Annotated in this window: 11 protein-coding genes and 1 other RNA gene; 8 read left to right on the top strand and 4 right to left on the bottom strand. The window is 61.5% G+C overall.

Features of this window, described 5'->3' with window-relative positions:
- Nucleotides 1-43 precede the first annotated feature (43 nt).
- The gene (locus P0Y58_05825) at nt 44-478 is read right to left on the bottom strand and encodes a type II toxin-antitoxin system RatA family toxin (GenBank protein WEK31718.1); all 435 of its coding nucleotides are present in this window, start codon (nt 476-478) and stop codon (nt 44-46) included.
- Between the two features lie 162 nt (nt 479-640).
- Between P0Y58_05825 and smpB the strand changes: the two genes are divergently transcribed.
- Entirely contained in the window at nt 641-1,123 is a 483-nt protein-coding gene (gene smpB, locus P0Y58_05820; protein WEK31717.1) for an SsrA-binding protein SmpB, read from the top strand.
- 122 nt (nt 1,124-1,245) lie between these two features.
- Here smpB and P0Y58_05815 read toward each other — a convergent pair whose 3' ends face one another.
- The gene (locus P0Y58_05815) at nt 1,246-2,013 is read right to left on the bottom strand and encodes an FCD domain-containing protein (protein WEK31716.1); all 768 of its coding nucleotides are present in this window, start codon (nt 2,011-2,013) and stop codon (nt 1,246-1,248) included.
- A gap of 254 nt (nt 2,014-2,267) precedes the next feature.
- Between P0Y58_05815 and P0Y58_05810 the strand changes: the two genes are divergently transcribed.
- The 7 genes from P0Y58_05810 to P0Y58_05780 all read left to right on the top strand — a co-directional run bounded on the left by P0Y58_05810 (nt 2,268) and on the right by P0Y58_05780 (nt 9,992).
- Nucleotides 2,268-3,938: a lactate permease LctP family transporter gene (locus tag P0Y58_05810; GenBank protein WEK31715.1), complete on the top strand. Its 1,671-nt coding sequence runs from the start codon at nt 2,268-2,270 to the stop codon at nt 3,936-3,938.
- A gap of 63 nt (nt 3,939-4,001) precedes the next feature.
- A complete protein-coding gene (gene lldD, locus P0Y58_05805; GenBank protein WEK31714.1) occupies nt 4,002-5,147 on the top strand; it encodes an FMN-dependent L-lactate dehydrogenase LldD in 1,146 nt (381 codons plus the stop codon).
- 75 nt (nt 5,148-5,222) lie between these two features.
- Nucleotides 5,223-8,033: an FAD-binding and (Fe-S)-binding domain-containing protein gene (locus tag P0Y58_05800; protein WEK31713.1), complete on the top strand. Its 2,811-nt coding sequence runs from the start codon at nt 5,223-5,225 to the stop codon at nt 8,031-8,033.
- A gap of 219 nt (nt 8,034-8,252) precedes the next feature.
- Complete coding sequence (locus P0Y58_05795) at nt 8,253-8,543, top strand: hypothetical protein (GenBank protein WEK31712.1); 291 nt, start codon at nt 8,253-8,255, stop codon at nt 8,541-8,543.
- Between the two features lie 99 nt (nt 8,544-8,642).
- Nucleotides 8,643-9,041, top strand: a transfer-messenger RNA (tmRNA) gene (gene ssrA, locus P0Y58_05790).
- Nucleotides 9,042-9,400: 359 nt separating this feature from the next.
- The gene (locus P0Y58_05785) at nt 9,401-9,640 is read left to right on the top strand and encodes a hypothetical protein (protein ID WEK31711.1); all 240 of its coding nucleotides are present in this window, start codon (nt 9,401-9,403) and stop codon (nt 9,638-9,640) included.
- Nucleotides 9,641-9,728: 88 nt separating this feature from the next.
- Nucleotides 9,729-9,992, top strand: a complete 264-nt coding sequence (locus P0Y58_05780; protein WEK31710.1) for a DUF3077 domain-containing protein — start codon at nt 9,729-9,731, stop codon at nt 9,990-9,992.
- 197 nt (nt 9,993-10,189) lie between these two features.
- Here P0Y58_05780 and P0Y58_05775 read toward each other — a convergent pair whose 3' ends face one another.
- Both P0Y58_05775 and P0Y58_05770 read right to left on the bottom strand, forming a co-directional pair.
- On the bottom strand, nt 10,190-12,583 hold the full coding sequence (locus tag P0Y58_05775) for a TonB-dependent siderophore receptor (protein ID WEK31709.1): 2,394 nt from the start codon (nt 12,581-12,583) through the stop codon (nt 10,190-10,192).
- Between the two features lie 116 nt (nt 12,584-12,699).
- Nucleotides 12,700-13,656, bottom strand: coding sequence for a hypothetical protein (locus tag P0Y58_05770; GenBank protein WEK31708.1), 957 nt, complete (start codon nt 13,654-13,656; stop codon nt 12,700-12,702).
- Between the last annotated feature and the right edge of the window lie 158 nt (nt 13,657-13,814).

Below are 13,814 nucleotides of genomic sequence, written 5' to 3'. Positions count from 1 at the left end.
AAAGCCCGGACCTGGTCCGGGCTTTTTGTTGCCACCTGCCCAATCAGCCATTCAGTTGCTTGGCGCGCTGGCAGAACGCATCGACCAGGGTATTAGCCGCCTGATTGAACAGCGGGCCCAAGGTGGCACGCACAATCGACCCCGCATAGTCGAAGGACAGGTCCAGGCTGATCTTGCAGGCCTTCTCACCCAATGGCTTGAATACCCACAGCCCATGCAGCTGGGTGAATGGCCCTTCTTCCAGGTTCATTTCGATGGACTGCCCCGGCACCAGCACGTTACGCGTGACGAAGTACTGGCTCATGCCACCCTTGGCCACCTCAAGCTTGGCATGCATATGCGTGTCGCTGGCATCGATCACCGTCGAGGCCGAGCACCACGGCAGAAACTCTGGGTAGCGGGCCACATCGTTGACCAGATCGTAGAGCGCCTGGGCGGGGTATGGCAGCAGGGCGGAGCGTTGAATATGGGTAGTCATCCAGGCGTCACTTCCAAGGCTGGGTGGCGGCGCTTCGCAGCGTGCCGAAAACAGGTTCTGTCACCAAGACAGGCCCGTATTGTCCGGTATTCATTGCAGTGGCTCAAGCACACCGAAATCCCATAGCGGACGACGCACGGACTTGCCTATAATGCCGCCCCTATGGCTAAGCAAAAAAAACATCCGACCGGGACCATCGCGCAGAACAAGAAAGCGCGACACGATTACTTCATCGAACACAAGTTCGAAGCCGGGCTGGTCCTGTCCGGCTGGGAAGTAAAAAGCCTGCGCGCCGGCAAGGCACACCTCGTTGACAGCTACGTGCTGCTCAAGGACGGTGAAGCCTGGCTGTTCGGCAGCCACATCACCCCGCTGACCACCGCCAGCACCCACGTCATCGCCGACCCTATCCGCACGCGCAAGCTGCTGCTGAACAAGCGCGAGCTTGAGCGACTGGAAGCGGCCGTGGCGCAAAAGGGCTACACCTGCGTTGCCCTGGCGCTGTACTGGAGCAAGCACCTGATCAAGTGCGAAATCGCACTGGGCAAGGGCAAGAAGGAATTCGACAAGCGCGACACCGTGCGCGAACGCGATTCCAACCGCGAGCTGCAGCGGGTTGTGCGGAACAAGGGCAAAGAAGACTAAAACTCTTCAGCCTGTTCCGGCCTCTTCGCGGGCACGCCCGCTCCCACAGGGACCGCACCGACTTCGAAAGCGATGCATAACCTGTGGGAGCGGGCGCGCCCGCGAAGAAGCCAACACAGCTCTCAGCGCCCGCTGCGCCGCTCAGCACGCGCCACCCGCTGCGCTTCCTCATGCGCCTCTTCCAGCACCTCCTGCACATACAGAATGTGCCGGCTGGACACTTCCCGCGCATCCTCAGCCCTACCCTCGACAATCGCCAGGTAAAGCTCCCGGTGCTGGCCAATCAGCATGTCCCGGGTTTCAGTGCGCTGCTGGTACATGCCACCGATATTGGTCACCACGTTACGCTTCAAAAGGTCGAACAGCCCCCGGATCGTATGCAGCAACACCGCATTGTGGCTGGCCTCGGCGATCGCCAGATGGAAGCGCGCATCGGCGGCGCCCTCTTCTGCCCGCGTTACTTCATCGACCCGGGTGTAGCAATCCTGCAACGTATCGAACGCTGCCTTCAGGCGAATACGGTCGGGCTCGGTGGCTCGCTGGGCAGCGTAATAGGCACACGAAGCCTCCAGGGTATGGCGGAACTCAAGCAGGTCGCGCTGCGCCTCGGCACTGTGCTCAAGCAACTGCAGCAGCGGGTCGCTGAAGGTGGAGCCCAGTGATTCGGCAACAAAATTGCCCCCGCCCTGGCGGCTGACCAGCAGCCCTTTGGCCACCAGTTTCTGGATCGCCTCACGCAGTGACGGGCGAGACACGCCGAACTGCTCGGCGAGGGCGCGTTCGGCCGGCAGCCGCTGCCCCGAGGTCAGCGTACCTTCCAGAATCATCCCTTCCAACCGATCGACGATGTCGTCGGACAGGCGCCGTTGGCGGACCTGATCAAAAACCATCACATGCTCTCCACAAACCCCCGGCGAATTTCAGGGGCGCCTATTCTCGCCGATCCAGGCCTTGCAAACACCCATCAAGCCACGAATTTCCCAGCGCACCAGGCGCCCGCTCATCGGCACACGACCAAAGTTTTGCACAGGACAAATTGACACACCCACAACAGCGCTTTTAACCTAGCGACCAGCCATTGTAAATTGGTCTTACCAATTATCCAATGCCAGTGCTGACCAACAACAATTAGGGGCCACCCCATATGCAAACCTGGCAACAACTCTATAGCCCGCTTGGTAGTCTTGGCCTGTCCGCACTGGCGGCGGTCATTCCTATCGTGTTCTTCTTCCTTGCCCTCGCCGTGTTCCGCCTGAAAGGCCACGTGGCGGGCAGCATCACCCTCGCGCTGTCGATCCTGGTGGCGATCTTCGCCTTCCAGATGCCTGTCGACATGGCCTTCGCCGCCGCGGGTTATGGTTTCCTCTATGGCCTCTGGCCAATTGCCTGGATCATCGTTGCCGCGGTGTTCCTGTACAAACTCACGGTCAAGAGTGGCCAGTTCGAGGTGATCCGCAGCTCGGTGCTGTCGATTACCGACGACCAGCGCCTGCAAGTGCTGCTGATCGGCTTCTGCTTCGGTGCCTTCCTGGAAGGCGCAGCGGGCTTCGGCGCCCCCGTGGCAATCACTGCCGCGCTGCTGGTGGGCCTGGGCTTCAACCCGCTGTACGCGGCAGGCCTGTGCCTGATCGCCAACACCGCACCTGTGGCCTTCGGCGCCCTGGGCATCCCGATCATTGTGGCCGGCCAGGTCACCGGTATCGACGCCTTCCACATCGGCGCCATGACCGGTCGCCAGCTGCCGCTGCTGTCGCTGTTCGTGCCGTTCTGGCTGGTGTTCATGATGGACGGCCTGCGCGGCGTGAAAGAAACCTGGCCTGCCGCCCTGGTGGCCGGCCTGAGCTTCGCCGTTACCCAGTACTTCACTTCGAACTTCATCGGCCCGGAACTGCCCGACATCACCTCGGCGCTGGCAAGCCTGATCTGCCTGACCCTGTTCCTGAAAGTCTGGCAGCCCAAGCGCACCTTCACCGAGGCCAAAGGCAGCGTCGGCGCAGCCGTTGTGCAGCCTAGCGGCAGCCAGCCAACCCCTTACAGCTTTGGCGAAATCTTCAAGGCCTGGTCGCCGTTCCTGATCCTCACCGTACTGGTCACCATCTGGACCCTGAAGCCGTTCAAGGCAGCGTTCGCCCCGGGCGGCGCGATGTACAACTTCGTGTTCAACTTCGCCATCCCGCACCTTGACCAGCTGGTGATCAAGACCGCACCGATCGTTGCCGCGCCAACCGCCATGCCAGCGGTGTTCAAGCTCGACCCGATCTCCGCCACCGGCACCGCGATCTTCCTCTCGGCGCTGATCTCCATGGCGGTGCTGAAGATCAACTTCAAAACTGGTCTGACCACTTTCAAAGAGACCTTCTGGGAGCTGCGCTGGCCGATCCTGTCGATCGGCATGGTGCTGGCCTTCGCCTTCGTCACCAACTACTCGGGCATGTCCTCGACCATGGCCCTGGTACTGGCCGGCACTGGCGCTGCGTTCCCGTTCTTCTCGCCGTTCCTTGGCTGGCTGGGCGTGTTCCTGACCGGTTCCGACACCTCGTCGAACGCCCTGTTCAGCTCGCTGCAGGCCACCACCGCGCACCAGATCGGGGTCAGCGATACCCTGCTGGTAGCGGCCAACACCAGTGGCGGCGTGACCGGCAAGATGATATCGCCGCAGTCGATCGCCGTGGCCTGCGCCGCCACCGGCCTGGTGGGCAAGGAATCCGACCTGTTCCGCTTCACCGTCAAGCACAGCCTGTTCTTCGCCACCATCGTCGGCCTGATCACCCTGATCCAGGCTTACTGGCTGACCGGCATGCTGGTTCATCACTAAAGTGAAAGGGGCCGGGCGCCATCACGCGCCCGGCAATCCCCACAAGCAACGCTGCGAGAATCCATGATCATTTCTGCCTCTACCGACTATCGCGCCGCGGCCCAACGCAAGCTGCCCCCGTTCCTGTTCCACTACGCCGATGGCGGCGCCTACGCCGAGCACACCCTGCGCCACAACGTGTCGGACCTGGCCGGCATTGCCCTGCGCCAGCGGGTGTTGAACAACATGTCCGAGCTCAGCCTTGAGACCAAACTGTTCGACGAAACCCTGAGCATGCCGGTGGCCCTGGCCCCGGTCGGCCTCACCGGCATGTACGCCCGCCGTGGCGAAGTGCAGGCGGCCCGTGCAGCAGCGGCCCACGGCATCCCGTTCACCATGTCTACCGTGTCGGTGTGCCCGATCGAAGAAGTGGCCCCGGCGATCAACCGGCCAATGTGGTTCCAGCTGTACGTGCTCAAGGACCGCGGTTTCATGCGCAACGCCCTTGAGCGGGCCAGGGCCGCCGGGGTCAAAACCCTGGTGTTCACCGTCGACATGCCCGTACCCGGCGCCCGCTACCGCGATGCCCACTCGGGCATGAGCGGCGCGAACGGCCCGCTGCGCCGCGTGCTGCAAGCCATGACCCACCCTCAATGGGCTTGGGATGTGGGTGTGATGGGCCGCCCGCACGACCTGGGCAACATTTCCAGGTACCGCGGCAACCCCACGGGCCTGGCCGACTACATCGGCTGGCTGGGGAACAACTTCGACCCGTCCATCTCGTGGAAAGACTTGGAGTGGATCCGCGAATTCTGGGACGGCCCGATGATCATCAAGGGCATTCTCGACGCCGATGACGCACGCGATGCGGTCAAGTTCGGTGCCGACGGTATCGTGGTGTCCAACCACGGCGGTCGCCAGCTCGATGGCGTGCTGTCCAGCGCCCGCGCCCTGCCGGCGATTGCCGATGCGGTCAAAGGTGATATCAAGATTCTCGCCGACTCCGGCATCCGCAGCGGCCTCGACGTGGTGCGCATGATCGCCATGGGCGCCGACACCGTGCTGATCGGCCGCGCCTTCCTGTGGGCCCTGGCCGTGCACGGCGAGGCCGGGGTTAAAAACCTGCTCGAACTGTTCGAGAAGGAAATGCGCGTGGCCATGGTGCTGACTGGTGCCAAGTCGATCAGCGAGATCACCCGCGACTCGCTGGTACGCGAACTGGGCGCCTGACCGCCTGCCAGAAACACCGCCTGATTGACCCGGGGCATGTGGCGCACAGACGCCACAGCTCCGCGAGGAGACTGCATGAGCCTGCCCGCCGCGTTCCTGCGTGATGCCGAGCGCCTGATACCCGCCGAACGCCGCTTCGACGACCCCACGTCCACCCTGGCATTCGGTACCGACGCCAGCTTCTACCGACTGATCCCCAAGCTGGTGGTGCGCGTCGAGTCCGAGGACGAAGTGGTCGGCCTGATCAAACTGGCCCAGCGCGAGCGGGTGCCGGTTACCTTCCGCGCTGCGGGTACCAGCCTGTCCGGCCAGGCCATCAGCGACTCGGTACTGATTGTACTGGGTGATAACTGGAATGGTCGCGAAATCCGTGGCCAAGGCGAGCAGATCCGCCTGCAGCCCGGCGTCATCGGCGCCCAGGCCAATGCCTGGCTGGCGCCTTTCGGGCGCAAGATCGGCCCAGATCCGGCCTCGATCAACGCCTGTAAAATCGGCGGCATCGTCGCCAACAACGCCAGCGGCATGTGCTGCGGCACCGCGCAGAACACCTACCACACCCTGGCGGGCCTGCGCCTGGTGCTGGCCGACGGCACCCGCCTGGACAGCGAAGACCCGGCCAGCGTCGCCGCCTTTGAAAACAGCCACGCCGAGCTACTGGATTCGCTGGCCCGCCTGGCCCGCGAGACCCGCGCCAACACCGCGCTGGCCGAGCGCATCCGGCACAAGTACCGGCTGAAGAACACCACCGGCCTGTCGCTGAACGCACTGGTGGACTACGACCAGCCGCTGGACATCCTGCAGCACCTGCTGGTCGGCTCCGAAGGCACCCTGGGCTTCATCAGCGCTGTCACCTACAACACCGTGCCCGATCACCCGCACAAGGCCAGCGCCCTGCTGGTGTTCCCCAGCGTCGAAAGCTGCTGCCGCGCAGTGCCCGTGCTCAAGCAACAGCCGGTTTCGGCCGTGGAACTGCTCGATCGCCGCAGCCTGCGTTCAGTACAAAACATGCCTGGCATGCCGCTGTGGGTAAAAGGCCTGTCGGACAACGCCTGCGCCCTGCTGATCGAGTCCCGCGCCGCCAGCCAGAGCCTGCTGCACGAGCAACTGCACCAGGTAATGGCCTCGATCGCCGACTTCCCGCTGGAACAGCAAGTGGACTTCAGCGAAGACCCGGCCGTGTACAACCAGCTGTGGAAAATCCGCAAGGACACCTTCCCCGCCGTCGGCGCCGTGCGCCAGACCGGCACCACGGTGATCATCGAAGACGTGACCTTCCCCGTCGAGCAACTGGCCGAAGGCGTCAACCGCCTGATCCTGCTGTTCGACAAGCACCGTTACGACGAAGCGATCATTTTCGGCCACGCGCTGGAAGGCAACCTGCACTTCGTCTTCACCCAAGGCTTCAACAGCGCCGAGGAAGTCGCCCGTTACCAGGCCTTCATGGACGACGTGGCACAACTGGTGGCGGTGGAGTTTGGTGGCTCGCTGAAGGCCGAGCACGGCACCGGGCGCAACATGGCGCCGTTCGTGGAGCTGGAATGGGGCCATGATGCCTACCAGCTGATGTGGAAGCTCAAGCGCCTGCTCGACCCCAACGGCATCCTCAACCCCGACGTGGTGCTGAGCGAAGACCCTGACATCCACCTGAAAAACCTCAAGCCGCTGCCGGCCGCCGACGAAATCGTCGACAAGTGCATCGAATGCGGCTTCTGCGAACCGGTGTGCCCGTCCAAGGGACTTACCCTCAGCCCGCGCCAGCGCATCGTCATGTGGCGTGACATCCAGGCCAAGCAACGCGCCGGCATCGACACCCGCGAATTACGCCGCACCTACCAGTACCAAGGCCTCGACACCTGCGCCGCCACCGGCCTGTGCGCCCAGCGCTGCCCAGTCGGCATCAACACTGGCGAACTGGTGAAAAAGCTGCGCAGCCAGGCCGCCGACCACTACAAGAGCGCCGACTGGCTGGCCGAGCACTTCCCCACCGTATTGGGGGGCGCACGCCTTACCCTCACTGCCGCCAACACGGCACGCAAGCTGCTCGGCGCCCCGCGCCTGGGCCGCTTGAGCGCCTCGCTGAGCAAAGCCAGCAAAGGCCGCCTGCCGCAGTGGACACCGGCCATGCCACAGCCCCTGCGCCCGATCAGCTTCGGCCCGACCAGCAACGACGCCCGGCCCCGGGTGGTGTACCTGGCTGCCTGCGTCTCCCGCGTGATGGGCCCGGCTTACTCCGACCGCGAACAAAGCTCGCTGCTGGACAAAACCCGCGGCCTGCTGGAAAAGGCCGGCTACCAGGTGGTGTTCCCCGACAACGCCGACAGCCTGTGCTGCGGCCAGCCCTTCGCCTCCAAGGGTTACCCCGAACAGGCCGAGCACAAGCGCCAGGAGCTGATCAACGCCCTGCTGCACGCCAGCCGCGGCGGCCTTGACCCGATCTACTGCGACACCAGCCCCTGCACCCTGCGCCTGGTGCAAGACCTGGGCGACACCCGGCTGGACCTGTACGACCCGGTGCGTTTTATCCGCACCCACCTGCTCGACCGCCTGGAGTTCACCCCCCAGGACGAGCCAGTAGCCGTGCACGTGACCTGCAGCACCCAGCACCTTGGCGAAAGCCAGGCGCTGATCGACCTGGCGCGGCGTTGCAGTAAAAATGTGGTAATCCCTGAAGGCATTCATTGCTGCGGGTTTGCCGGTGACAAAGGCTTCACCACCCCTGAGCTGAATGCTCACTCGCTGCGCAGCCTGAAGGATGCGGTGCAGTATTGCAGCGAAGGTATTTCTACTAGCCGCACCTGTGAGATTGGCTTGTCGAGCCACAGCGGCATCGATTACCACGGGCTGGTCTACCTGGTGGACCGCGTTACCCGGCCGCGGAGTATTTAGGCCGGAGGGGTTCGCCGCTAGGTTTGCGGCGCCTATGAGATCGAGCGCCGCGCGGGCGGCGCTCGATCTCACAAGCGAAGAAAGTGGCATGGCGAACACCCGCGAACACCGGCAAAGCAGGTGCCACCTTCACCCCACCACCATCCCGATTGAACCCCCGCCATTCCCCCACAGTCCACCTTACAGGCCCACCTTCCAGAGGCCTCAGAGGAGACACCCATGAAAGGTACCGCGCTTTCGGCCCTGTTCGCGGCCGCAACCCTGCTGGCGTCACCGGTGTTTGCCGCCGACGACCTCTGCGCAATGAACCTGCAAAAAATCGACGACAGCATGGCCACCGCCGGCGCCACCTCCGAGGGCCTGGACAAAGCCGTCACCGAGCACGTCGACAAAGCCAAGGCCGCCCAGGCCTCAGGCGACACCAAGGAATGCATCGCCATCACCAGCAAAGTGCTGGAGCGCCTGGAAAAAACCGAGAAAGGCAGCGGTACCGGCAGCGGCGGCGCGTGAGCCTGACAGCGGGCGACAAGACCGGCTGTCGACGTCGCCCGCGCAATGGCGTATACTCCACCCCACGTGCCGTAAGGTGCGTTAGCGTAACGCTAGTGTGGGGCCGATTAGGATTCGACGCCGGTAGCGAAACTCTAGGTGCATGCCGAGTTGGTAACAGAACTCGTAAATCCACTGTTGCAACTTTTATAGTTGCCAATGACGAAAACTACGGCGCGGAGTTCAAGCTGGCTGCGTAAGCGGCCCTCTTGACCCGTTGCTTCTGGTAGCTTCGGCTCCAGCAATCATTAGGGGATGCCTGTAAACCCGAACTGATTGTCATACAGAACAGGATCGTCGCGTAGCACGTTGTGGGCGAAGTGACTAAAACTTACACAAATCATCCAAAGCACCCTGCCCGTCGGGCGGCTGCGGATTAAATCAATAGACACGGCTACGCATGTAGTACCGACAGCGGAGTACTGGCGGACGGGGGTTCAAATCCCCCCGGCTCCACCAAATCCTAGAAAGAAGACGCCCTCGGGCGTCTTTTTTTGTGCCTGGATTTTGCGATCTGCGGGTCAAAAAGTCGGATTTAACCCCTTCCTTGTAGGGCGTTTCCCAAAGATACTCCCAGCGCCTGTTTTCCGTTGCGGTCATTTTTTCAGGGTTTTAGTCTCGGTGGGTCGTTGCACATCAACGACCGGCTTTGACAGGCCGCAACGATACACAGCGCGCTCAACCGTTCATGGCGGTTGTGCATGGGGCACGCTCGCGTGCGCCGGTTTCTGTGTTCGCCGGTCTGTCAACCCATGCACAGCTGCCACCTTTCCGTTTGACAGCGGGTTGGCGGTGGCCCCTATCGAGAACACAGCACAATGCTAAAGATTGTTCCTGACCCGCCTCACCTCCATTCCCTGGAAGACACGATCATGCTGGCCTCGGACTACGCACTCTGCGCAGAAGCCGTAGCCCAGCAGGCGATGCTGATGCAGCCAAGGTCGCCCGCTTCGTTGTTGATCATGGCGTCAATGCACGAGCTTGAAACCCTGCGGCGATTACTCGAATCAGCGCTTGCGCAAATACAGGCCCCAGCGGGCCCGCAACCGATGCACTGATTCGTATATCGAGCAGAAACCTTGTGGGAGCTCAGCTTGCCGGCGATAGGGCCAGCCCAGGCAACCACAAGACCAGGGAGATTGAACAATGACCACCGAAGACACGAACTGCACAGTCGGTAAAACCATCTTCTTTCAGGGCGAAGACCAGACGCACCCACTGTTACGCATCGAAGCTGGCATCCCTTGCCAGAGCGCCCGCGAGCAGGCTTCTGAGCTGATGGGCTATGCGCGTGACCTGACCATTGACGGCCTGATGGAAGACAAACCCAAGCTGATCTGGGCAGCGCATTACCTGTGCGCCTTGGGCAAGGCACTGCTTGATGATGCCGAACTAGGGATGATGCGCTGAAGGCTCAATTTGGCTGGCACCTGTGGGAGCGGGCGTGCCCGCGAAGCAGGCAGCACGGTAGATGGCACCGGCTACGCCGGTGTTCGCGGGCACGCCCGCTCCCACAGGGACCCTGCTAAATCAGTAAGTTATGCGCAGTTCCATGAGAGCGGCTTTAGCCGCGAACACGGGCGAAGCCCGTGCCATCCGCCACCGCCTTACCAGCTATAACTCACCTTGGCCGTAACCTCACGCCCCGGGTTGTAATAGTTCGCCGTCCCCGATCCCACCACATGTTGCTCGTCAAACAGGTTGCTGACATTCAGCGCAAGGTCAGTCCCCTTGGCAATCTTGTAATTCAAAGCCGCGTCAAAAATCGTGGTGCCGTCGCTTTTCTTGGTATTGGCCGCATCCATGTAGTACCCACCCACATAGCGTGCACCCAGGCCAACGCTCACGTCAGTGTCGGGAATGTCGTAGTAGCTCCACAGCGAGGCAGTATGCTTCGGCGCGACGGTGAATTCCTTGCCCTTGAGCGAAGAACCGTCATACAGCGTGCCCCGCAGCACCTCGGTCTCCATGTAGGAATACGCACCGATCAGGCTAAGGTTTTGCGTGATTTGCGCTTTGCCTTCCAGGTCCAGGCCGCGTGCGCGTGACTCGCCAACGGTTTGCTGCTCGATGATGCCGCTGGGCAGCACCACTGCGATGGTGACGTTTTCCTGGGTCAGGTCATAAACGGCAGCGGAGAACAGTGCGTCCATGCCCACAGGCGAGTACTTCACGCCCACTTCGTATTGGCGGCCGGTCTGCGGGGTGACGCCAACCTGGGGCGGCGAAACCGATTCGACCATGCTCACGTAGGTGGAAACTTCATCGTTGACGATGTAGGTCAGTGCGCCGCGGTAGGACGTTTCGGAGAAGTTGTCGCTTTGCTTGCTTACCCCACCCACATATTCCGTGCTGGACAGGTCCATGGAGTCATTGCGTACCCCCGCCGTGGCGATCAGGCGGTCGTAGAACGACAGATTCTGCTGCAGGAACACCGCCTTGGTCGTCGCATCGTTTTTCTCGCGGGTATAAGGCGTAACGCCACCCGCCACGCCGGTAAACACCGGATTGGCGATGTCGATGGATGAGGCCAGGCTGTATACCGAACTTTGCTTGGTCGTCGAATCAAGGTACTCCACACCTACCAAGGTGCTGCTGTCGATGTGCTCGAACTGGGCATCGTACTGCAGCATCAGGTTGCCATTGAGTTGGTCGGCATCGCTGTCGGTGCCAAACACATAGCGGGGGATGGTGGTGCCAACACGTGAGGCGCTGTCGCTCAGGTAAACATAGCCAAAATCATCGCTCAGCTCGCTGTAGCGCAGGTTGCTGCGCAGCACAAAGCCGTTGTCGAAGTCGTGGGTGATGTTGCCGCTGAGGCTGGTGCGCTCCACATCGTGGAAGTTGTAGCTGGGCTCACCAAAGAAATCGCTGCGGTCGTATTCCTTGTCCAGCGGGTAACCACCGCTGTTCGGCGAGCTGTTGGTCTTCAGGTAGTCCAGGATCACAGTGGCCGAGGTGAAGTCGGTAGGTGCCCAGGTCAGGCCGCCCATCACGAACCGGTTGTCGTCCTGAGAATGGTCGTACTCGCGGTCGCTGTTCTGCATCTTGGCAGTGAAGCGGCCGGCCAGGGTCTGTTCGTCGTTCAGGGCATCGCCGACGTCAATGCCGGTCTCGGCATGGTCATACGAGCCATAGGTCACGTAGCCTTGGCCGAACTTCTCGAAGCGCGGCTGCTTGGACACGAAGTTCACCGAGCCGCCAGGGTCTGCCGGGCCGAACAGGGTGGAGTTGGCGCCGCGCAGAATCTCGATGCGCTCGTAGGCATACGGGTCTTCACGCACGCCGCGCATCGAGCTCAAGGTCAAACCGTCACGATAGGTGGTGGCCTGGAAGCCGCGGATCTGAAAGTAATCGTTACGGTCGTCCGAGCCATAGAAGTCACTGACCACGCCCGGGGTGTACTGCAAGGCTTCTTCCGTGGTGCTGACACTGCGCTGTTCCATTTCCTTGCGGGTCACCACCGACACGGATGCAGGGGTGTTGCGGATGCTGGTCGCCACCTTGCCGCCGACCCAAAGTTCCTGGGCGACTACCGAGTTAAGGTCATCATCGGCACTGGCCTTGACCTTGGCATTGATGATCAGCGGCGCCAGGCGGTAGTCCTCGGTGGCGCCAATTTCCAGCGGGCCGGCCGGCTTTGGTTGGGGTTTCACCAGGTAAGCACCCGGGCCTTGCTGCTCCGCCTGAAGTTCGGTGCCCTGCAACAACGACGCGAGTGCAGCCGAGGTGCCCAGCGTACCCTGCACGCCCGCCGTATTGCGGTTGGCTACGCTCTGGGCGTCGAAGGACAGGCTGATACCCGCCTGGCGCGCAAACTGGTCCAGCGCCGGGGCCAGTGGGCCCCCAGGAATGTTCCATTGCTGGACCTGGTTGTTGTGCTCAGCCGTTGCAGCCTGCGCAAACGCAGGCAGCGCGCAGCTGCTGACAACCAGGCCCAGGAAAGCAGCGTGCACGGCACGGCTCAATGGATGGCGCTGTGAAACCGGGGTCAAACTCATTTTCTCGCTCCGTAGAGGGGGTCGGCGGGCTGGCCTGTACTCCGGCCTTCTCTACAAGCCGAACGAGAATGAAAAAACACCTCATTTATTTTCAGGGATTTTTTACGGGGCCAGGCTCATTGTGCGTTGGCACTGGCGCCATTCAATTGCAGGATGTGCTGCCTGATTGCATCACTTGCGGTTTCGAAGAACTCGCAGCAAAAGGCGTCGCCCTGCTCCTGCAAGGGTGAGTCTTGCAAAGCATCGGCTGCGGCCTCCGCCGCTACGCCACTGGCCGTCTCTGCGAGTTCGGAAATATTAAGCGCACGCTGGGCGGGGTCAGCCAACGGCTGCAGCTGATAGAAGGCGATGAAACAGGGGATGGCGTTTCTGTCGAAATTTTTCGTCAACCGGCTTTCCACTGCGGCCAAGCTCTCGTCAATCAGGCTGCGCTCGATACTGCACTTTTGCATATAAGCTTCAAGCGCGGTTAATGCAGTCCCCAGTAAATCTGCGAGGGTATAACCTGCCATCGGAGGCAACACGTTCGGGGTAAGTTCGAACGGCGTTCTTACGTAATCCGAGTATTCCTCACGCAGCAGTGCCGCCTGTTTCCCCATCAGCTCTTCGGGATTAACCAGCCTTTCATCATTCAGCCTGACGATATGATCATGTATGCCCCACGCCGCCTTGTCGGTGAACGCATCAACCAGATCATCGCCCGCGTTCATCAGCGGCGAGCCCTGCAAGGATTCGTACGCTGACTGCCCGGCAAAGCTGCCCAAATGCAGCGCCATGCTGCTGATATTGCGTGCGCGGGTATCGGCGTGCTCATACGGGGTCTGGTACCAGGTCGAAATCTGGTATTCGACGCCCATCCGTTGCAGATCAGCCCACAAGTGGGTGACCAGCGCGATGCTGGTTTCACGAATAAACCCAGGGTCGATTTTCAGCGACGTCAGGAAAGCTTCAACGGGCTCGTTGACAACTGCGAGCAGATCTTCGTGCGTATATCCGGGCATCGGCGGGAAGACGCCGTTTGGTAGCTCGATAGCTTGCGGGGATGCGCCATTGGGTGTGGTCTGATCGTGCACTAGAAACTCCATTTTCCGGGAATAGCATTAACTGCCACTAAAATGACATTACTGGTGAATGTCGTTTGAGTGTTCGCCGAAATACTATCCATCCTTGTAATCAACTGCAAAGAATGCCTCTACCATCAACACTTGCTTAGCCGCACTCGTAATTGCAT

This window comes from Candidatus Pseudomonas phytovorans (assembly GCA_029202525.1).
Taxonomy (GTDB): Bacteria; Pseudomonadota; Gammaproteobacteria; order Pseudomonadales; family Pseudomonadaceae; genus Aquipseudomonas; species Aquipseudomonas phytovorans.
The sequence above is the reverse complement of the archived record's forward strand: the minus strand, read 5'-3'. Positions and strand labels throughout refer to the sequence as shown.

Coding starts and splice junctions, on each gene's coding strand:
- P0Y58_05825 (WEK31718.1), bottom strand. CDS start 478: ATGACTACCCATATTCAACGCTCCGCCCTGCTGCCATACCCCGCCCAG.
- smpB (WEK31717.1), top strand. CDS start 641: ATGGCTAAGCAAAAAAAACATCCGACCGGGACCATCGCGCAGAACAAG.
- P0Y58_05815 (WEK31716.1), bottom strand. CDS start 2,013: ATGGTTTTTGATCAGGTCCGCCAACGGCGCCTGTCCGACGACATCGTC.
- P0Y58_05810 (WEK31715.1), top strand. CDS start 2,268: ATGCAAACCTGGCAACAACTCTATAGCCCGCTTGGTAGTCTTGGCCTG.
- lldD (WEK31714.1), top strand. CDS start 4,002: ATGATCATTTCTGCCTCTACCGACTATCGCGCCGCGGCCCAACGCAAG.
- P0Y58_05800 (WEK31713.1), top strand. CDS start 5,223: ATGAGCCTGCCCGCCGCGTTCCTGCGTGATGCCGAGCGCCTGATACCC.
- P0Y58_05795 (WEK31712.1), top strand. CDS start 8,253: ATGAAAGGTACCGCGCTTTCGGCCCTGTTCGCGGCCGCAACCCTGCTG.
- P0Y58_05785 (WEK31711.1), top strand. CDS start 9,401: ATGCTAAAGATTGTTCCTGACCCGCCTCACCTCCATTCCCTGGAAGAC.
- P0Y58_05780 (WEK31710.1), top strand. CDS start 9,729: ATGACCACCGAAGACACGAACTGCACAGTCGGTAAAACCATCTTCTTT.
- P0Y58_05775 (WEK31709.1), bottom strand. CDS start 12,583: ATGAGTTTGACCCCGGTTTCACAGCGCCATCCATTGAGCCGTGCCGTG.